General features: G+C 63.0%; 15 protein-coding genes and 1 pseudogene. 12 read left to right on the top strand and 4 right to left on the bottom strand.

All coding sequences use genetic code 11. The annotated features are described in order from the left end of the window. Positions 1-187: 187 nt before the first annotated feature. Complete coding sequence (locus tag AB0323_RS19630; protein ID WP_366178809.1) at positions 188-2,746, bottom strand: hypothetical protein; 2,559 nt, start codon at positions 2,744-2,746, stop codon at positions 188-190. Between the two features lie 179 nt (positions 2,747-2,925). Between AB0323_RS19630 and AB0323_RS19625 the strand changes: the two genes are divergently transcribed. The 5 genes and pseudogenes from AB0323_RS19625 (at position 2,926) to AB0323_RS19605 (ending at position 7,387) form a co-directional block, all read left to right on the top strand. Continuing rightward, entirely contained in the window at positions 2,926-3,675 is a 750-nt protein-coding gene (locus AB0323_RS19625; protein WP_366178808.1) for a helix-turn-helix domain-containing protein, read from the top strand. Positions 3,676-3,755: 80 nt separating this feature from the next. After that, on the top strand, positions 3,756-4,385 hold the full coding sequence (locus tag AB0323_RS19620) for a TetR/AcrR family transcriptional regulator (protein WP_366178812.1): 630 nt from the start codon (positions 3,756-3,758) through the stop codon (positions 4,383-4,385). Positions 4,386-4,497: 112 nt separating this feature from the next. Beyond that, a pseudogene (locus AB0323_RS19615) lies at positions 4,498-5,063 on the top strand (recombinase family protein). 1,107 nt (positions 5,064-6,170) lie between these two features. After that, positions 6,171-6,992, top strand: a complete 822-nt coding sequence (locus AB0323_RS19610) for a nuclease-related domain-containing protein (protein ID WP_366178807.1) — start codon at positions 6,171-6,173, stop codon at positions 6,990-6,992. A 71-nt stretch (positions 6,993-7,063) separates the two neighbouring features. After that, positions 7,064-7,387 (top strand): hypothetical protein, encoded by a 324-nt coding sequence (locus tag AB0323_RS19605; protein WP_366178806.1) that lies wholly within the window; start codon positions 7,064-7,066, stop codon positions 7,385-7,387. A gap of 122 nt (positions 7,388-7,509) precedes the next feature. On the opposite strand, the gene AB0323_RS19600 is transcribed toward AB0323_RS19605, so the two are convergent. Continuing rightward, complete coding sequence (locus AB0323_RS19600; RefSeq protein ID WP_366178805.1) at positions 7,510-8,544, bottom strand: substrate-binding domain-containing protein; 1,035 nt, start codon at positions 8,542-8,544, stop codon at positions 7,510-7,512. Positions 8,545-8,832: 288 nt separating this feature from the next. On the opposite strand from AB0323_RS19600, the gene AB0323_RS19595 reads away from it, so the two are divergent. The 7 genes from AB0323_RS19595 to AB0323_RS19565 are packed head-to-tail and all read left to right on the top strand — an operon-like array spanning position 8,833 to position 16,098. Beyond that, a complete protein-coding gene (locus AB0323_RS19595) occupies positions 8,833-10,152 on the top strand; it encodes an extracellular solute-binding protein (RefSeq protein WP_366178804.1) in 1,320 nt (439 codons plus the stop codon). A gap of 3 nt (positions 10,153-10,155) precedes the next feature. After that, entirely contained in the window at positions 10,156-11,058 is a 903-nt protein-coding gene (locus AB0323_RS19590) for a sugar ABC transporter permease (protein WP_059388769.1), read from the top strand. After that, entirely contained in the window at positions 11,058-11,981 is a 924-nt protein-coding gene (locus AB0323_RS19585; RefSeq protein WP_366178803.1) for a carbohydrate ABC transporter permease, read from the top strand. The genes AB0323_RS19590 and AB0323_RS19585 overlap by 1 nt, the downstream gene beginning before the upstream one ends. A 34-nt stretch (positions 11,982-12,015) precedes the next feature. Beyond that, complete coding sequence (locus tag AB0323_RS19580) at positions 12,016-13,209, top strand: Gfo/Idh/MocA family oxidoreductase (protein WP_366178802.1); 1,194 nt, start codon at positions 12,016-12,018, stop codon at positions 13,207-13,209. A gap of 12 nt (positions 13,210-13,221) precedes the next feature. Further along, on the top strand, positions 13,222-14,226 hold the full coding sequence (locus AB0323_RS19575; RefSeq protein WP_366178801.1) for a sugar phosphate isomerase/epimerase family protein: 1,005 nt from the start codon (positions 13,222-13,224) through the stop codon (positions 14,224-14,226). A gap of 49 nt (positions 14,227-14,275) precedes the next feature. After that, positions 14,276-14,974 carry a ThuA domain-containing protein gene (locus tag AB0323_RS19570; RefSeq protein WP_366178800.1) on the top strand — a complete coding sequence of 233 codons (699 nt, stop codon included), beginning with the start codon at positions 14,276-14,278 and terminating at the stop codon, positions 14,972-14,974. Beyond that, a complete protein-coding gene (locus AB0323_RS19565; RefSeq protein WP_366178799.1) occupies positions 14,959-16,098 on the top strand; it encodes a Gfo/Idh/MocA family oxidoreductase in 1,140 nt (379 codons plus the stop codon). Before AB0323_RS19570 ends, AB0323_RS19565 begins: the two co-directional genes overlap by 16 nt. Here the strand turns inward: AB0323_RS19565 and AB0323_RS19560 are convergent. Continuing rightward, positions 16,080-17,294 carry an ROK family transcriptional regulator gene (locus AB0323_RS19560; RefSeq protein ID WP_366178798.1) on the bottom strand — a complete coding sequence of 405 codons (1,215 nt, stop codon included), beginning with the start codon at positions 17,292-17,294 and terminating at the stop codon, positions 16,080-16,082. The two genes, AB0323_RS19565 and AB0323_RS19560, sit on opposite strands and share 19 nt — an antisense overlap. 134 nt (positions 17,295-17,428) lie before the next feature. Beyond that, positions 17,429-20,047, bottom strand: a complete 2,619-nt coding sequence (locus AB0323_RS19555; RefSeq protein WP_366178797.1) for a glycoside hydrolase family 78 protein — start codon at positions 20,045-20,047, stop codon at positions 17,429-17,431. Positions 20,048-20,118: the final 71 nt, after the last annotated feature.

The following is a 20,118-nucleotide window of genomic DNA, read 5'->3' as shown; positions in this document are numbered from 1 at the left end:
CTGGGAAAACTCACGCCCATCGAATATGAAACAATCAACCGGACCGCGCTCACAGCGGCCTAAGACCCCGAGTCAACAAAAGCCGGGGCAGTCCCGACGGCTATCCCGTCGTTCCCGCTCAAGCGGCGTGCACAACAGGCTGTCTACATAGATCACGTTTCGTCCTTTGCTAGTTCTGCTGAAGTGTTCACAGCGCTGTCGCGACTACAACGTCCGTGTCCCGGTCAGGGTCCAGGAAGCCTTTAAGTTCCTCGGCCTCGAATAGTCGGGTGAGCTGCTGGCCCGGAACGTACACGTCTTTCACGGTTCCGGTGTGCTGGCGGGAAAGCGGAGTGTCGGGGTAGAGCCCGGCGTTGCTGGGGTAGTACACGGCCCACCAGTCCTGCGCAGAAACCTCAACGCCAGCTTGCATAAAGGCGGTCAGCGCGTCCCGGTACTTTGCGTGCGAAATGGCTTCGGCTGCTCCCACTGCTGCAGTGAAGCTGAGCTCATGGCCATTCGACGCTGGTGCTTCCAGAGTGATTCCGTACCGCGCCAGTGCCAGTTGAAGGCCGGCGGTGGCGGTATCCTCGCTGACCGCGGTGAGACTCACTGCCAGACCCTCTTTGGTAGCTTTTGCCGCGATGAGATTGACCAGGACGTGTCCAACGACGATGAGGCTTTGTCCCCCGCAGTCCACGACTAAGGCGTGTTCATCCGAGAAGTGGGTCGGTGTTACCCAGGCAGGGGCGTTTCCCTCGGCGTCAATGAGCCCGGCAAGGACTCGGCCGAAGCTTCCCACGGCGGCGGGGTCGGCCATGGCAGCTGTGATGAAGAAATCCCGGGCGCCCTGCCAGGATCCGGCGGGTACGTTAAGCGCCTGCATTGCGCGTCCAGAAGCGAGCCTTGCCTCTCTGAATTTCACCGTCACCCTCTCAGCGGCGGCGTGAGGAGGTGGAACGATTGCCGTTTGCTTGGGGGTAAGCTTTGCCTGCGTGGGGCTCGATGGGGCCGTGCCGGTAGTCTTTGGGGAACTGACCGGGTGCACTGTGGCCGGGCCAACATTCGGCGGGGCTGGGTGGTACGTCCACCACCACGACGTCGCATCAACGCTCTCCAGCTCGTCGCGGTACGGCGCACCTTCGTAAATGAGTCCAAGGACGGCCCGGTTCAGATAGTCCTCGGTGCGGTCCAGGCCGTGCACAAACGCGTTCATGAGTCGCACAAGCCAGACCGGAACGAAGTCGATGTCATGCGGGTCCGCGTGTGGAACAGAAAAGGGATGCTCACGCAAAGAGTAGACGAGGCGTGTGATGTGCTCAAGATCCGGATGCGCCGAGAGGACTGATCCGATGGGTGCGTCCTCGGGGAGGACGGACAGCACATCAATGAGTCTGCGGATGTCTACCGGGTAGTCAGGAACGACTTCATTCGATCCTGGAACTTCCTCGCCGGGGCCTGAACGCGGCTCCTCGGCCGCGCGCGACTGGTACCAAACCCGGTCGCGGTATTCGTCATCATTCAAAGGTATGGATGAGGCCCAGGCAAACGTCCTATTGACAGCCTGGCAGATAGATGACAACGGCGTGCGCGGATCCAGAGCCAGAATCTCATCAAACCGGAGGCGGGACTCGGCCAGCTGGTCACAGTATTCCGGGTCCAGCTCCAGTAACAGAGTGTGCAGCGAGTTCAGGGCCTCCGGGGATATTCTTCCCCGTACCGCCCGGTGGGCGGCGGCCAGGAGCGTCTCATTCTCCCGGGTTGGGATCGTTCCGCGCCGTGCTGCACGAACCGCGGCACGGACCCGTCGCAAGTCGGCTGCAAGCTCGTAACTTCCCGTGAATACTCGATACCGCGTATCTTCCATCGTGCGGTATCGGATAGTCCGCTCCAGGAGCTTTTCCAGTCGGTCGATGCGCGGATCATCGCCGGCGATCGGCGTCGTCAGGACGTGCTTTAGCACGTCAATGTATGTGCTGATATAGGCGTGGATGAGGAATGGTCGGTTGTAAACGAACATGACCAGCCCCAGCGCGGAGCCGTTGCCGACGCCAATTAGTCGCTTCACTGCTGGAGCGAGCTTAACCGCCGTTCCCGGTGAGTCGATACGGGCCAACTCTTCGACAACGTCTACAGAGAGTTCACGCATGAGGTATGCCGAGAGCATCTGTGCGTGGTACGAGATGGCAAGCGGGTGGTTGTCGGGAAGAGCAGCAAACGGTGTTGATCCGAAGGTACCGTTGCCGTCAAGCCCGGTGTTCCGCATGAGATAGCCCACGCGCTTCAGTTCGACCGCATCCGGCTGGTGGCCCTCCGCCAGACTGTCGCGTACCTGCCGGAACATGCGCACGCTCTGGTTCGACCGCATCCATATCAGGGTGCCCAGCGGTGCCCGGCCCTCGTATAGCTTCGGCATTTCAGCCTCGGTGACCCGGACCTGCTCCTCCGTGGCTATCCCGTCGATGAGCGACCCGAACATGTCCCAGGACGTTCCGATAATTCGGCCCGTGCGGTTCTCACCCCTTGGCTCACGCAACCAAGCTACAAACGTCACCGGGCCCTTGGGGGTGGAAACCGTGTAGCGGGCAGTCCCGTTTCCACGCGGATCTAGCTTCAGATAGTCACAGGTGATTCGCCACCGCTCGTCGGCCATCGTCCGCAGGAAGCTGCGGGCGGCGCTGATACGGGTCGGCTGGAGTGCCCCGAGGTTTCGCGGATCCATCATCCGCTCGGGCGTGAAGTACTCCGCGAGACTGAGATCGTCCATGTGGATGTTTCGCTTCCTTTTAGGAATGTCATGCAATGTTTGACGCATGTCGTGTATTATGTGACATAAATATAGCGCGGCGGTGTGGCTGTGCCAAGTGTGAATTTGCGCGTTCCTGCGGTCGACCGGATCATCGCCCAAAGAGATAGCGTCGAGTCACAGGAAGAAGGGAAATATCGATGGCCAGAGAAATCGCCCTGCAGACGGTCGTTAAGACGATCCGGGTGCTGGAAGCCCTAGTGCACATGAATGAGCCGTCAGTAGGCCCCTCCAGGCTTGCTCAGGAACTGGGCTGGACACGGGCAGCGGCGCATCAGTACCTTGCCAGCCTCGCTGAGGCGGGCTGGCTGCAACAGGATGCCGATCGAAAGTATCAGCTGACGGGGAAGGCTTCGGTTTTTGGCCGTTACGCGATTGAACGTGCTGGCGCACCGGCCCAATTGGTGTCTGTCATGCCTGCACTGGTGGACCGGCTGAATGAGGCCATTTCATTCGCGGTATTGAATGGCGAAGAAGCCGTAATTATCGAGCGGTACGAGCCCCGCCGATCCTTCGCCGTCCAGCCAGGTGCAGAGCGGCATATGAAGGTGACTGAATCGGCCTCCGGACGGGTGTTGATTGCCTTCGATCCCCGTGCACCCGAAAGCCTCATCCGCGCAATTGAAGACCAGTTGGAACCCATCCGGAGCAAAGGCTTTGCGTATCACCGCGGCGAATGGATGGATGACATTGTTGAAGCCGTCGCCGTACCCATCCTCCGAGGTACGGAATGCCTGGGAGCACTTAGTGCCGTCGCCCCAGACGGGCGCATGGATGTAGACGATGCTGCGAAAGTTCTGCTCAGCGCCCGGAAGGACATCGAGGCGGCCCTTACTCTCGGAATCCCAGGGTATGAAGCTCAAACTATCCGCCACGGCAGCCGTCAGTGACCGAAGTTAGAGGTCCCACCACACAGCGCCAGCTTCCCCGGACCGCTGCATCCAAGGAAGCCCTGGAAAACAGGCGCCTGATGGGACGGCCGCCAGGCGGAAAACTGAACGCCCCAAAAATCACTGCAGCTGCTCTTGCCCTAATTTACGACTCCGGCTATCAAGGCCTCACCATGGCTGCCTTGGCCCGCAACCTCAACGTGTCAGTGTCAGCCCTCTACAACCACGTGACTTGTAAACAGGACGTCTTGCGGCTGCTCGAAGAACACCTCATCGTCCAGGTCAAAGTCTCCGCCTTCCGCAGCTCAAATTGGGAAGACGCCATTTACTGCTGGGCCCGGAGCTATCGGGATGCCTTCGCCAAGCACACGCCGCTGATCCCGGTCATTGCAGTCCTCCCGGTGATGGGGGCACCCAAGACCCTCGCCATGTATGAAGAAGTCACTACCGGCCTCCTCAAAGCGGGATTTCGCGAAGACCGTATCATCCCGATCATCGCCGCAATAGAAGCCTTCATCTTCGGCGCAGCCTTGGACGTGAACGCACCTGAAGGAATATTTAACCCCGGCACTTTGGCACACCAAGCTCCCACCTTCACCGCGGTCCAGGCCTACCACGAGTCCGGTCGCACCACAGAGCAGCGCTCCGACGCCGCTTTCCGGCTCGGCCTCGAGGCTCTTATCAAAGGACTCGGCGCCTTCCGTTTGTAGTTCAGGCGCATGTCCGGGCAGCAGCAGTTCGATTACCGGCGGGAAGGAACTAGCATCGTCACCGCTGCCCCGCGCGGCCTCATAGGGGAGTGGCTCGGGAAGGGGCGTTTAAATGAAGATCGGCTATGCCCGCGTCTCGACAAACGACCAGGACCTGACCGCCCAACGAAACGCTCTCCTGGCCCTTGGTGTTGAAGAGAAGCAGATATTCGTCGATCACGGACTGACGGGAGCTAACCGTGTGCGCCCTGGGCTCCGTGAAGCGATGGCGGCGTGCCGAGCCGGCGATACGCTCGTGGTGACCAAGCTCGACCGGTTGGCGCGCTCCCTTCTGATGCCAGGGACATTGCCGACGAGCTGACGGCCAAAGGGGTAGTTCTTAGTCTCGGCGGCAACAGCCACGACCCGACTGACCCGGTAGGCCGGCTGCTGTTCAACGTCGTGGGAATGGTGGCCGAGTTTGAGGCGGATCTGATCCGGATGCGGACTCGCGAAGGGATGGCCGTCGCCAAGGCGAAGGGGCGGTTGAAAGGTAAGCAGCCCAAATTGTCCAAGTCGCAGCGGAAGCATCTTCTGACACTGCACGACGCCGGCGAACATACGCAGGCCGAATTGGCCGAGCTGTTTCGGGTGTCACGGACGACGGTATACCGCGAGATCCAAAGGCGCACCATCTGAAGACCGACGCGGTGCCGACTCTTAGGAGCGCCAGATAGCGCTGCAAAAGACCGCCATTTAGCGTTGCGATTCACACCGCAGAACCGCACGTCAAACCGGGGTTGTCGCGGGGGGGGGCGGACTTGCGGGCGGCGACGAGGCGTGACATCCGGGAGAGTTATACCGCCGAATTGGGAGCTGCCATCCGACGAGATCTGAAGGATCCGGACTTTGTCGGTGTCCAAGACCGCCACTGCTTGGCTGACATCTTGAATGGCAGGTGATCCTGCAACCACGGCACCGTCCGCTGGAGCAGTTCACCGTCAGCGTCTGGGATGCAAAGATCGATCCCCAGTCGGGCACTGTTATCGAGTATTAGGCTAAGATCGCTGGTTCCTAGGGGAACGCTCCACACATATTCAGCCCCGGCGAATCGCTCAGTGTCCTGGCCGGGTAAGACCTGTCCCGTCCCCGGGTCAACGATCCGGAAACTCGACTGCGCGCGGAACCAAATCGGCGCCATCCCCCACTGATTCGTAGGCTGAGGATAGATTTCGTCGAGCAGTTCAAGGGCCTCGTAAACCCGATTGGCCGGGACAGCGACCCGCTTACCTTGACCGAACCGGCGCTCTAGTTCAACCTCAAGATCAAGCTGCCGGGGAAGTTCTGGCACCTCGTGCACCTCGAAGGTGTATTTGTTAGGTTTCACCAGTTCGGTACAGGTCTCCAGAAAAGACGTCGTTCGTTCGTAAGCGACCCGCCGCGACATGCGGCCAAGCGAATGGGCACCCCCACTCCCAATTGGAAGCCCAACGTAAGTGACAGCAGAGCAAGCAACGTCGGTCATCCGGCTAGCCTAGCGGGACGCGTCCTTCGGTGCCCTCTTGGTGCTCTCGCGGGCGCCTGTTGCTGGCTTGAACTTGGCGTTCTCATATCGCACGACCCTGCGCCTGTCCGCTCAAGGATGGCGAGTTCAATCGGTCGTTGGATGCGGCTACGCGCGGCATACCCAGAAAAAGCTCCCGCCGTAGTTGAGGATTGAGCCATGACAGCACGCAACCGCAGCCTAACCGGCGCCGTGAACTACAAGCAGACTCGGTCCGTGCCTGTGATCCAAAGTGCATCCTCATGAAGCAGATGAGGCTCCGGTACGCCGGAGCGTGTCGGCTGTGCGGTGCCTCTCTTCCGGCCGGGACAGAAGCGATCTACGAGAGCGAGACGAAGACCGTCCGCTGCTTGGGATGTGCCGCCGGGGCTGCTGAAAACATGTACCCCGACCTGGAACCACCTTCTAATGCGTCGTTGTCCACTGAGCCCGGAGTAGCCGGTTCGTCCGCCCGACGCGAATATGAGCGCCGCAAGACGAAGGACGAAGAAAAGCTCCGCGAGAAATGGGGTCGCTTCGGCGGCCTCGCAGTCGCCCTCTCTGACGAGCGGCAGCACACCAAGTCCTGGGACCGAGGTGCGATCGGTGAGGAACGCCTCGGCGCTCGGCTAAATGCCCTGGCCACCGATGACCTCGCTGTCCTTCACGACCGGCGCATCCCCGGCTCGAAGGCCAACATCGACCACATCGCCATCACTCCCGGTGGAATCTGGGTGATCGATGCCAAGCGGTACAAGGGACGGCCTGAACTGAAGATCGAGGGTGGCATCCTTCGCCCACGCGTCGAGAAGCTCCTCGTTGGCCGGCGTGATTGCACGAAACTGGTTGATGGGGTGCTCAAACAGGTCGACGTCGTGCGCGACCTCGTCGGGGATGCTCCGGTCACCGGGGCGCTGTGCTTCATCGAAGCAGACTGGCCCCTGATCGGGGGCGCGTTCTCGACTCGTGGCGTTCACGTGCTTTGGCCGAAACGGTTGGCCAAAGTGCTTATGGAGCAGACAGCCGGCGACGTTGATGTGGCGAGGACGCGTGAGTCGGTAGCCTCGCGGTTCAAGCCGGCGTGACATCAGGTGACCACGTTCGAAGCTGTTCGGAAGCACGCTAAGGGATCGCCTTACGGGGGCTGGCAGATGGCATGGATTCGGAGAACCTTCGCAAGCTTGCCGGCGCCGACCACGGGGCTCCTAACGACATCCGCGAGTTATGGACAGCAGCCCTAAAGGACCTGGGGCTCCAGCGCATTCCAGTTGAAAAGCGTTGGCCTCTGATCTGGGCATATGAACCAGCCACATGGAAAGCCGGCGAGCGAGCCAAGGGGCAAGCCCTCCGAGAGACCCATGACTACCTTCGAGCAGTCGAATATGCCGCCCGGGACGCAGAGGTCATCAGGGGAGCAGCCACCGACGCATCGGCGGCGCCCAAGTTGCCCACGTCCAGGCCGAAGCAGTGCTGCATCTGATCACGGATCATTTCCGCGGTTGGGCTTGAAGATGTGAGCGCGCGTCGGCGAAAACACCCCAAAGGTGAGCGCGCGTCGGCGAAAACACCCCCAAAAGTGAGCGAGGGTCGGGCGGGAGCTCCCTACGCCGGCGGCGCCGTAGATTGGCGGACCACAAGGTGCGTGGCGAGCTCCACCCGTCGAGAGTCCACTGCGTCACCCCGCATTTGTCGGAGCACGAATCGCAGGGCGGCGCGGCCCATTTCCTGCAGCGGCTGGGACACGGACGTCAGCGGAGGGACCGATTCCTCCGCTTGGTAGGTTCCGTCGAATCCCACCACGCTGATGTCCTCAGGGATGCGGATCTTTTGACGGCGCGCCTCGGCGAGCACGCCCAAGGCAATACTGTCGCTTGCGGCAAAGATGGCCGTTGGGCGCTCTTGAAGTTGAAGCAGGGTTTTCATTCCCGCCACACCGTTCTCGGAGCGGAAGGGTCCCGAGAGGATGTAACGCTCCTCGACAGCCACCCCTTTCGCCATCAATGCGGCCATGTAGCCGTGCAGCCGGGCCTGGTTGCATTCGGCGGCTTCCGGCCCACCCAGGTAGGCGATCCTGCGGTGTCCTAGATCCAGCAAGTGGGCCGTGGCAGCCTTGCCGCCGGCCCAGTTGCTGGCGCCGACGCTGACCACGTCACCCGGTGGCGGGTTCAGCGGGTCGATGACAACGATAGGTATCTGCCGCCGTCGAAATGGATCCAGCTGGGCCGAACTGAACGCCGAGGTCACCACGATCATGCCGCTCCGGCCTTCGTCGACAATTCGCTGCGCCCTCTGCTCGGGGCTTAGCGTCGACGCCGATTGCTGGCTGGTGATGTTGAGCAGGACTTCGACGTCGGAGGCGGCCGCGTGCTCCAGTACGCCATTGAGCACTTCCACTCCATACGCCGAGTTCAAGGTGTCGAGCACGACCTCCACGACGGGCCGGCGGGCGGCGACGTTTTTTCGCTGAAGCGGTGACTTATATCCCGTCCGCTCGAGCGCGGTCAGAACCTTGGCGCGCGTGCCGGCGGCAACGTCCTCGCGCCCATTGACGACCTTCGATACCGTCGGCATCGAGACGCCCGCCTCCCGGGCGATGGCAGCCAATGTCACCTTGGCGGGACCTTCATTGCTGGCCATGCAACCTCAACTCTTTCGAAATATTTCGTCGAGACAAGTTTGACCGGCACGGCAAGCAGAGTCAATCTCTATTTCGTAAGAGAGTTGAACTTTATTATCCGAATCGCCTTGACGGTGACCCACGCCACAGCTAAATTTGCCTAACGGACCGAAAATGTTCTCGAAATATTTCGATGATTCGGATCAAGCATATTCAGCGGCAGTGCAGCCTCGCTCCCCGAAGGCCGGACTCCCGAAACCAATAGCCGGGCAATCAGCGTCGAGCCCGGAGGACGAATGGAATTGCAAATGGTAAAACTCGCGTTGCGCTCAGCAGCGATCGCCGTCACTGCTGCGGCCGTATCGATCTCCCTCGCAGCTTGCGGATCAAGTGGACCGTCAAGTTCGGCAGGAAACGCCGATTCGGCCACCATGTGGGGCCTTACGGGCGGTAACCAGCCCGTACTCCAGAAGTCCATCGATGCATGGAACAAGGCTCACCCGGACGAGGCCGTCAAGCTCGACTTCTTCGCGAACGACGCGTACAAGACCAAGGTGCGCACCGCCGTCGGCGCCGGCCAGGGGCCCACCTTCATTTACGGTTGGGGCGGCGGCGTCCTGAAGTCCTATGTCGACGCCGGCCAAGTGGCCGATCTTTCGGACTTCGTAGCGTCAAACCCCGATGTCAAGAACCGCTACCTGCCGTCCGTGCTCAAGAACGGCGTGATCGACGGCAAGACGTATGCCCTGCCCAACAACAACGTGCAGCCCGTCGTTCTGTACTACAACAAGGAAGTCTTCGACAAGATCGGCGCGCAGGCACCCAAGACCTGGGACGAACTGATGGCCCTGGTGCCGAAGTTCAAGGCAGCAGGCATCGCTCCCTTTTCCTTGGGCGGCCAGTCCAAATGGCCAGACTTGATGTGGCTCGAGTACTTGGTGGAGCGCATCGGCGGACCCGACGTCTTCGCGAACATCGCCGCCAACAAGCCCGGCGCCTGGTCCGATCCCGCCGTCAAGGAAGCCCTGAGCAAAATCCAGGAACTGGTGGACGCCGGCGGATTCGCCAACGGCTTCTCCTCCATCGCCGCCGACAGCAACGCGGACCAGGCCCTCCTCTACACCGGCAAGGCCGCCATGATCCTGCAGGGCGGCTGGATCTACCAGGGCATGAAGAAGGATGCCGCGGACTTCGTCAAAAACGGCAAGCTGGGCTACATCACGTTCCCGAGCGTTTCCGGCGGCAAGGGCGATCCGGCCAACGTCGTGGGCAACCCCTCCAACTTCTGGTCGATCTCTTCCAAGGCCACTGACAGCCAGAAGAAGGCAGCACTCGACTACGTCAAGAGCGGGATGTTCACCGACGCTGACACGCAGGCCCTCATCGACTCCGGCGCTGTTCCCGTGACCACGGGCATCGAAAGCAAGCTGGCCGCATCGCCGGACAAGGACTTCCTGAGCTATGTGTACGGCATGGCCAAGAACGCCCCCAGCTTCACGCTCTCTTGGGACCAGGCCCTCAGCCCCGCCCAGGGGGACGCCATGTTGGCGAACCTGGACCAGATCTTCCTGAAGAAGACCAGCCCCGATCAGTTCGTCTCAACCATGAACGCAACGATCGGAAAGTAACCAGTGTCTACCTCAACCGGTTCTTCCCGGCGGGTCCTTGAAAAGGGCCCGTCGGGGTGGCTGGCCGCACCAGCCCTCGTCTTCTTCCTCCTTTTCGCCATCATCCCGCTCTTCGGCGTGCTCTTCCTCAGCTTCACCAAATGGGACGGGCTGGGCGAAATCAAGCTGGACGGCTTGTCGAGCTGGACCACGGTCCTGACTGATCCCGTCACCGGCAATGCGCTGTGGGTCACCGCCAAGATCATGTTCTTCTCGTTCATCGTCCAGGCTCCCATCAGCTTGCTCCTCGGGGTCTTCACGTCCGCATCCCAGAAATACCGCGCGGCCCTCGCCGTCCTCTACTTCGTGCCGCTGCTGCTGTCCTCCGCGGCCGTCGCCATCGCCTACAAGGCCCTCTTGGACCCGAACTTCGGCCTTGGCCCGGGCCTGGGCCTTCCGTTCCTGGCCCAGGACTGGCTCGGCAACTCGGACCTGGTGCTGTTCGTCGTCGTGTTCGTCATCGCATGGCAGTTTGTCCCGTTCCACACGCTCATCTACCAAGGCGGCGTACGCCAGATCCCGGCGTCACTGTATGAAGCGGCCCAAATCGACGGTGCCGGGCGCGTCCAGCAGTTCTTCGCCATCACCTTGCCCCAGTTGAAGTACACCATCATCACCTCTTCCACCCTCATGGTGGTGGGCTCACTGGCTTACTTCGACCTCGTCTTCGTCCTCACCGGAGGTGGCCCCGGTTACTCCACAAGGCTGCTGCCCCTGCACATGTACCTAACCGGCTTCAAGGCCAACGACATGGGAGCGGCGAGCGCCCTGGGCGTGATCCTCGTGGTGATCGGCCTTGCCTTGGCCCTCCTCCTGCAAAGACTCGGTGGCAAGAACCGCAACGCAAGCCAATTGGAAGGTGCCTGATGGCTTCCACAACCCAGATTCCCGCACCGCCGGCAAGACGCACCGCGCCAAGCAACAAGCAAGGCCACAATCATGGCCCCCGAGCAAAACGGGCCAAGGGGCCCGGCCGGCTCCGTCCCAACTACCTGGGCGGCCTCGGCGGCTGGCTTTGGCTGGCGATCATCATCGTTCCCATTTACTACGTAGTGGTGACCAGCCTGAAGAACCAAGCCGGGTTCTTCACCTCGAACCCGATGATGCCGCCCACCGAACCGACGTTGGACAACTACAAGCTGGTCCTGGACAACGACTTCGCGATGTACTTCGCCAACAGCCTGATCGTCACTGTGGGCAGCGTCGTGCCGGCACTCTTGGTCTCGTTCATGGCCGCCTACGCCATCGTCCGGGGCAAGGGCCGCTTCCTGACGTGGACGAACAACACGTTCCTCCTTGGCCTGGCGATTCCCTTGCACGCCACGATCATCCCGATCTATTGGATGATCACCAAGGCCCATCTCTATGACACTTTGTTGGCGTTGATCCTCCCCTCGATCGCGTTCGCCATTCCCATATCCGTGCTCATCCTGAGCAACTTCATGCGAGATGTTCCCAACGAGTTGTTCGAGTCCATGCGGCTCGACGGCTGCTCGGACTGGGCCATGATGTGGCGCCTCGCGCTGCCCATGACGCGGCCCGCCGTCGTGACCGTAGGCATCTACAACGCGCTGGGCGTCTGGAACGGCTTCCTCTTCCCGCTGATCCTGACCCAGAGCCCGTCCACCCGCGTGCTTCCGCTGTCCTTGTGGACCTTCCAGGGCGAGTTCAGCGTCAACATCCCCGCGGTGCTCGCTTCCGTGGTGCTCGCCACCTTGCCGCTGCTGGTCATCTATGTGGTGGCCCGCCGCCAGCTGCTCAGCGGGCTGACCGCCGGATTCAGCAAATAGCCAACGCCCGATTGAAATACGCGAAAGGAACACAATGACCACCGCAAAGCCCTTGCGCGTCGGCATGGTCGGCTACGCCTTCATGGGTGCCGCCCACTCCCACGCCTGGCGGACAGCGCCGCGGTTCTTCGATCTCCCGCTGGACCCCCAGCTCACCGCGCTGTGCGGCCGGAACGACGACGGCGTCCGGGCCGCCGCGGGCAAGCTCGGCTGGGGATCGGTGGAGACCGATTGGCGCCGGCTGCTCGAACGGGACGACATCGACCTCATCGACATCTGCACCCCGGGCAACACGCACGCCGAGATCGCGATAGCGGCCCTCGACGCCGGAAAGCACGTACTGTGCGAGAAGCCCTTGGCCAATTCGGTGGCGGAGGCAGAGCGCATGACCGAAGCCGCCCAGGCCGCAGCTCTTCGTGGCGTGTTGTCCATGTGCGGGTTCAGCTACCGCCGCACTCCCGCGTTGGCCCTCGCCAAGCGGATGGTCGAAGAGGGCCGCCTGGGAAACATCCGGCACGTGCGGGCGCAGTACCTGCAGGATTGGCTCAGCGACGAAAACGCCCCCATGACGTGGCGACTGGACAAGTCCAAGTCCGGGTCCGGCTCTTTGGGCGACATCGGGGCACACAGCATCGACGCAGCGCAGTGGGTGACCGGGCAAAAGATCACAGGCGTTTCCGCGCTCCTGGAAACTTTCGTCCACGAGCGGCCGTTGGCCGGTGACCTCGTGGGCCTCGGCGGACACGGCGACGTCCGCGCGGATGCGCCGCGTGGCACGGTCACTGTCGATGACGCCGCCATTTTCACGGCAAGGTTCGACGGCGGCGCTACTTCATCGGGCGCCGTCGGGGTCTTCGAGGCCACGCGTTTCGCGCTGGGACGGAAGAATGCCATGCGACTGGAAGTCAACGGGACGAAGGCATCCCTCGCGTTCGACTTCGAAGAAATGAACGTCCTGTCCTTCTACGACGCCGCCGAATCGCCCGATGCCGGGTTCCGCCGGATTTTCGTCACCGAACCCGAGCACCCCTACGTCGGCCATTGGTGGCCCACCGGGCATGGCCTCGGATACGAACATGGCTTCACGCACCAAGTGGTGGACCTCGTGACCGCGCTCGGCGCAGGCGAGCAACCCTCGCCGTCGTTCGCTGACGCATTGCAAGTGCAAAAGGTGCTGGCCGCCGTGGAAGCCAGCGCCGCAGAGTCCAGCCGCTGGCAGAAAGTCTAGGAGGGAACCCCGATGAAAAGACCCATCACACTGTTCACCGGCCAATGGGCCGATCTGCCCTTCGAAGAGGTCGCCCGGCTCGCGGGCGAGTGGGGCTTCGACGGGCTGGAAATCGCCTGCTGGGGCGACCACCTGGACCCCTACCGTGCTTCCGTCGACGACGGCTACGTGCAGGAACGCCTCGACATCCTCGAAAAGAACGGCCTTAAGGTCTTCGCGATCGCCAACCACCTCAGCGGCCAAGCGGTATGTGACGACCCCATCGATGAACGCCACCGGGACATCCTGTCCGATGAAGTCTGGGGCAATGGTGATCCCGAAGGGGTGCGTCAACGCGCTGCGGAGGCCATGAAAGTGACGGCACGGGCCGCGGCACGCCTTGGCGTCACGACCGTCACGGGATTCACCGGCTCCTCCATCTGGAAGGCCGTGGCCATGTTCCCGCCCGCCTCGGAATCGATGATCGAGCGTGGCTACCAGGATTTCGCGGACCGCTGGAACCCGATCCTCGACGTGTTCGACGAGGTGGGAGTCCGCTTCGCCTTGGAAGTCCACCCCTCCGAGATCGCCTACGACTACTGGACCGCTAAGCGTGCCCTGGAAGCAGTGGGCCACAGGGAGAGCTTCGGGCTGAACTTCGATCCGTCCCACTTCATCTGGCAGGACCTGGATCCGGTGATGTTCCTGCAGGATTTCGCGCCGAAGATCTTCCATATGCACGTCAAGGAATCCATCCGCCAGCTCAATGGCCGCAATGGCCGGCTCGGATCGCACTTGCCATGGGCGGATCCGCGCCGGGGCTGGGACTTCGTCACCGCAGGCCATGGGGACGTGAAGTGGGAGCCGATCTTCCGGACCCTCAACGCCATCGGTTACGACGGGCCAACCAGCGTCGAGTGGGAAGACGCGGGCATGGACCGACTCGTGGGAGCACCGCAATCCTTGGCCATGGTCCGGGAACTCGCTGCCATCGCCCCGCCGATCGCCGCTTTCGACGCGGCCTTCTCAAGCCGCTGACTACCTCCGATTTTCGGCTGTCCGGCCGTATTTCTACGCAAAGGAAACCATGACTGACAAGAAGACCGCCCTGGTGGTCCGTGGCGGCTGGGATGGCCATCAGCCATTCGAGGCCACACAACTCTTTATCCCGTTCCTCAAGGACAACGGCTTTGACGTCCGGGTAGAGGAATCGCCCAAGATATATGCCGATTCGGCATATATGTCCGGGGTGGACTTGATCGTGCAATGCGTGACGATGTCCACCATTGAGAAGGACGAATTCGAGGGGCTCCGCACCGCCGTCGAAAACGGCACCGGGCTTGCCGGATGGCACGGCGGCATCGCTGATTCCTACCGGAACAACTCGGACTACCTGCATATGATCGGCGGCCAGTTCGCCTGCCATCCCGGCAAGCACCCGGATGAATGCATCGGCGAACAGTCGGACAATTATGTGCCGTACACGGTGAACATGCTCCCGGCTGCCGCGAGCCATCCCATCACGCAAGGGCTAAGCGACTTCGAACTGGTCACCGAGCAGTACTGGGTGCTTTCGGACGACTACATCGACGTTCTCGCCACCACAACCCAGAAGGTCAGGGACTGGGACCAGTGGAACCGGGAGGTCACGTCCCCCGCCATCTGGACAAGGCAGTGGGGGAAGGGGCGGATCTTCGTGTGCACCCCCGGACACCGAGTGGAAATCCTCCAGGACAGCAACGTCCGCACGATCATCGAAAGGGGCATGATGTGGGCAACCCGCTAGACGCAGGAAAGCAAATAAGGGTAGGAATCATCGGCTGCGGCGCCATCATCGCCCAGTACCTTGCAAACTTCGGCCGGCTGGACGCCATTGACTTGGTAGCCGTCGCCGACCTCGACCCCGCACGCGCGCAAGCAGTCGCGGATTCTTACGACGGCGTTCGCGCGGTTACCGTCGACGAGCTCCTGGCGGCGGACGACGTCGAGCTCGTCCTGAACCTCACCATTCCGGCCGCGCATGCGCCGATCGCTTTGAAGGCGATCGCCGCCGGCAAGAGCGTGTATGGGGAAAAGCCGCTCGCTGCGACCACCGCGGAGGCACGGCAAGTGCTCGACGCGGCGCGGGAGGCCGGCGTCGTGGTCGGGTGCGCGCCGGATACGGTGCTCGGCACCGGGATCCAGACCGCCCGCAAAGCGATCGACGACGGCCTGATCGGCGCCCCGATCTCGGCCACGGCAACCATGGTGACGCCCGGACACGAGCGCTGGCATCCCAATCCTGATTTCTACTACCAACCGGGCGGCGGACCCCTGCTGGACATGGGTCCCTATTACGTCAGCGCCTTGGTCACGCTGCTGGGTCCGGTGGTCTCGGTCATCGGAGCCGCAAGCCACACACGGGACTCGCGCACCATCGGTTCGGGCCCGCGCGAGGGCGAGGTGATTCCGGTGACCATCGATTCGCACGTGACGGGGGTCCTGGTCCATGACTCCGGCGCCCTGTCCACGCTTGTGATGAGCTTTGACGCGGTGAAAACGAAGTCGGCCAACATCGAGATCCACGGCGCGACAGGGTCCCTGGTGGTTCCTGACCCGAACCACTTCGACGGCGACGTTGAGCTTTTCACGCTCGGGGGCGAATCCTGGCAGACACTTCCGGTCTCGGCCGGCTACATCGATTCAGGCCGGGGCTTCGGCATCGCCGACCTTGCTGCCACCCCGGCCGGGACCGAACCACGTGCCGGCGGCCAACTGGCGTTCCACGCGCTGGAGGTCATGGAATCTGTACTGGCATCTGCCCACAGCGGCTCAGCGGTGCCGATCGAAAGCACGGTTGCACGGCCGGAACTTGTGGAGCTGACAGCCTTGGCTGCCCCGCTCGCGGAGGTTCAGGGAATCAGCTCGTAGGCTTGGCCCAATATTCTCCGGACTGAGGTTGCCGCGGCGCCCCTGAGGGCCCCCGTCTGCCCCAGTCCGGAGAAGGCCAGGTTTCCTTCCGGGATCAGTCCCGGTGCGTGGTGGTCCAAGCTCCTGCGCAGCGCGGGAGCGATCCCTTCCTCCAGTACGGCGAAATGACCGCCGAGCACGACGGCGGAAACGTTCACCACCCGCGCGGTCGAGGCAACCGCGATTCCGAGGTAGTGCCCGGCCTGCTCCACCGCTGATACGGCGCGCTCATCGCCGTCGGCAACGCGGTTCAGCAGCTGCTCCATCTGCCGGGAGGTCAAATCCTGATCCATTCCTGCTGCGGAATATATGGCCTGCTGGCCTGCGAGCGTCTCAAGGCAACCGCGGCCACCGCAGGCGCACAGTGGACCGTCGGGATGCACCACCACATGCCCGATCTCACCGGCATGGCCTTGCGGGCCGGAGAACAGCTGGGAATCGATGATCAGCCCGCCGCCGACGCCCACTTCACCGGAAATGTACAGGAAGTGCCGGAACCGGTCGCTGGTGCCGTGATTTGCGCCGTGGCCAAACCAGAGTTCCGCGAGCGCTGCGCTATTGGCCTCGTTCGAGAGGGTCACTCCGAAGGGGGCTTCGGGAAGGAGTTTGGGCAGCTCTTCGGAGAGCCCGACGTCGGCCCAGCCGAGGTTTGGTGCAGCCAGCACCACGTTGCGTTCCGTATCCACCAACCCCGGCACGGTCAGTTCCCCACCAAGAAGTTCGACGCCGATGCCCGCAGCCTCTGTTGCTGCCCGCTGCGCCATGGCGACGAGGAGGGGCAGGATGTCGGAGGGCCGGCTTCCGCGGTTGTGCCGCTCAACGGTTTCGTGGAAGGTCAGTTCCCCTGTGAAATCCAGGACTCCGACCGCGAGGTAGTCGACATTGATTTCCGCGGCCAGGGCACCGCGAGCCGGATTGAGGACAAGGCCGGTTCCCGGCCGTCCGCGTTCGCCGTCGTGGGTGACACTTCTTTCCCGCACCAGGCCGGATTCGATCAAGTCGGTGACGAGGCTTGAAACGGAAGCCTTCGTCAGACCGCTTTCCGCGGCAAGCTGGGCACGCGTGGCCCCACCGTTCCTCTGGATCCCGGCGAGAACAAGTGCCAGGTTCTGCCTGCGGACATCGCCCACTCTCCCGGGCGACGGCGTAGCGGGCATGTTTCCTCCAGGATCCTGTCTTGACTGCGTGACTTACATCATCAATCAGGGATCCGCGGTTCAAGGCCATTTGGACCGTGCCGTGCGGCCTGGCGACGATCCTGCGCCGCCGAGGGCTCCCGGCGCAGGAGCGCTCACGTGACCGGAACCGTCAGCCGGTGCTTTCCCGGGCCCAGTTCGCTGGGGAGGCCGCCGGGGAGCTCGACTGTCGCCGTCGTTCCGCTCGGTACTGTCGCGTCGAGGTGCATGGTCCCGTTCTCGATCCGCCATGCGACTTCGGCCATGCCGTAGGGGGTCAGGTGGCGCGTGGTCGCGTGGGTGATCCCGGCGCCGGGTTGCGGCCGGATGCCGATCTTCTTGTAGCCGGGTTCGAGGGGTGCGAGACCGCCGATGACCCGGTGCATCCAGTCCGCCACGGCGCCGAGGGCGTAGTGGTTGAACGAGGTCATCTCCCCGGGGTTGATGGTGCCGTCGGGCAGCATCGAGTCCCACCGTTCCCAGATGGTGGTTCCGCCCTGCTTCACGGCGTACAGCCATGAGGGGCATTCCTCTTCCTTGAGCAGGTCGTAGGCGGTCCCGACGTGTCCGCCGAGGGTGAGTGCGTCGCTGATGACCGGGGTGCCGGCGAATCCGGTGGCGATGCGGTTCCCCGATTCGGCAACGAGTTCGGCGAGGCGGTCGGCCGCGCGGCGCTTCTGACTTTCTGTTGGGAGGAGGTCGAATACGAGCGCGAGGGCGTAGGCGGTCTGTGCGTCGCTTGTCATGGTTCCGTCCTCGCGGATGTACCGCCGGGCGAATGCCTGCTTGACCTTTCCGGCCAGTTCGGCGTACCGGGCCTCGTCGTCGGTATTGCCGAGGACACTGGCAATCCGTGAGAGGTGCCGTGCGGACCAGGCGAAATAGGCGGTGGCGACGAGGTAGCGGTCGGTGCGCGCATCGGCGGGGTCGTGCGGGGGCGCGGCGGGGTCAAGCCAGTCGCCGAGCTGGAAGCCTTCGTCCCAAAGGTGGGTTTCACCGGCCCGTTCGTCCATGAGATCGACCCATGCCTTGGCACTGGCATACTGATCGGCGAGCACGCCCTTGTCTCCGAAGCGCTCGTACAGGGTCCATGGGGTGAGCACGGCCACATCGCCCCACACGGCCCCGGGGATCGTCTCGTCCCACGAACCGGCCTGCACCCAGGGGACATACCAGGGGACGGTCCCGTCCGGGAGCTGTTCGTCGGCGACGTCCTTGAGCCAGCCTGTGAGCATCCCGGAGCAGTCGTAGAGGAAAGAGGCCGTGGGGGCGAAGACCTGGATGTCTCCGGTCCATCCCAGGCGTTCGTCGCGCTGCGGGCAGTCCGTGGGGATGCTGACGAAGTTCCCGCGCATGCTCCACCGGACGTTCTCGTGCAGGCGGTTGATGAGCGGGTCCGAGCATTCGAACCAGCCGGTGCGTTCCATGTCGGTGTGGTGGACCCGGGCTGTCAGGGCCTCAAGCTTGACGGCGTCGACGGCCCCGGTGATCTCGGCGTAACGGAAGCCGTGCATGGCGAACCGCGGCTCCCACGCGTGCTCGGAATCGTCCGCAAGGGTGTATTCGTCGGTCGAGGCGGCCAGGCGCAACGGCCTCGTGTACAGCTCGCCGTCCTGTAGGACTTCGGCGTGGCGGATGGTCACCATGTCGCCGGGCTTGCCCTGGACGGTGAGCCGGAGCCTGCCGACGAGGTTTTGGCCGAAGTCGATGAGGGTCCTGCCTGAGGGCGATGTCCAGACGCGCTGCGGGGCGAGCTCTTCGGTGCACCGGACGGGCGGTCCTGCCGGGGCCTCGAGGGTGGCTTTGTCCAGGTTGGCGATCCGCACCCCGGACCACGCGCCGTCATCAAAGCCGGGCTGCGACCAGCCCGGTTGCTCAAGGCGGGCGTCGTGGCGTTCGCCGTCGTAGAAGCCCGCGAAGGTGATGGGCCCGTTGGAGGTTGTCCAACCATCGTCGGTGGTGATGATGTCCCGTTGGCCGTCCGCGTAGGTGATTTCGAGCTGCGCGAGCAGGGAAGTCCGGTCCCCGTAGCTGTTGCGGGTACCTCCCTGGAAACCGATGCGTCCGCGGAACCAGCCGTCGGCCAGCCACGCGCCGACGGCGTTCTCCCCGTCGACGAGGAAGTCTGTCACGTCGAACGTTGAGTAGAGCAAACGGTGGTCATAACTCGTCCAGCCCGGGGCGAGAACTTCGTCCCCGACCCGCCGGCCGTTGATCTCCACCTCGTACACACCCTGCCCGGTCACGTAAAGCCTGGCCGAAGCGATGCTTGCCGTCGTGCTGAAGGATCGCCTGAGCAGGGCCGGCGGGTCGTCTTCCTCGCGGTCGTTCTCCAGGTCCGGAGTGATGGCCAGGGCCGTCCAGTCCTCGGAGACAAGGAGGCCGGCCTCGATGGTGAGGGGTTCGCTCCACGGAGACGGGTTGTCGTCGTTTCCCCAGACCCGCACGTGCACCTCGACGCGCTCACGGGACTCCAGTGCCGGGAACGGCCACTCCACGAGCACGGACTCCGGAGACAAGACTTCCGTTGTCACCCGTGCCCTCCCTGCCCGCTCGACGGCGATCTCGTACTTGCGCTGTTGCCACCCGGCAGGGGCTTGTGTCTGCCAGGAAAGCCGGGGGCGTGCTTCGCCGATGCCGAGGGCAACCGTCCGGTGTTCGGCCTGCAGGCGGACCACCCGGGCGGTGGCTGCAGTGGTCTCTTCTGTCGCTGTGGCTGTTGCCGGGAGTGTCATGTGGTTCTTCCCAAGTGCTCTCGAGGTGTGAGGGCAGTGGCGGTCCTGGGGACCGCCACTGCCAGGTGATC

Origin of the sequence: Arthrobacter sp. NPDC080031 (genome assembly GCF_040702485.1) — a bacterium.
Lineage (GTDB): Bacteria > Actinomycetota > Actinomycetes > Actinomycetales > Micrococcaceae > Arthrobacter.
The sequence above is the reverse complement of the archived record's forward strand: the minus strand, read 5'-3'. Positions and strand labels throughout refer to the sequence as shown.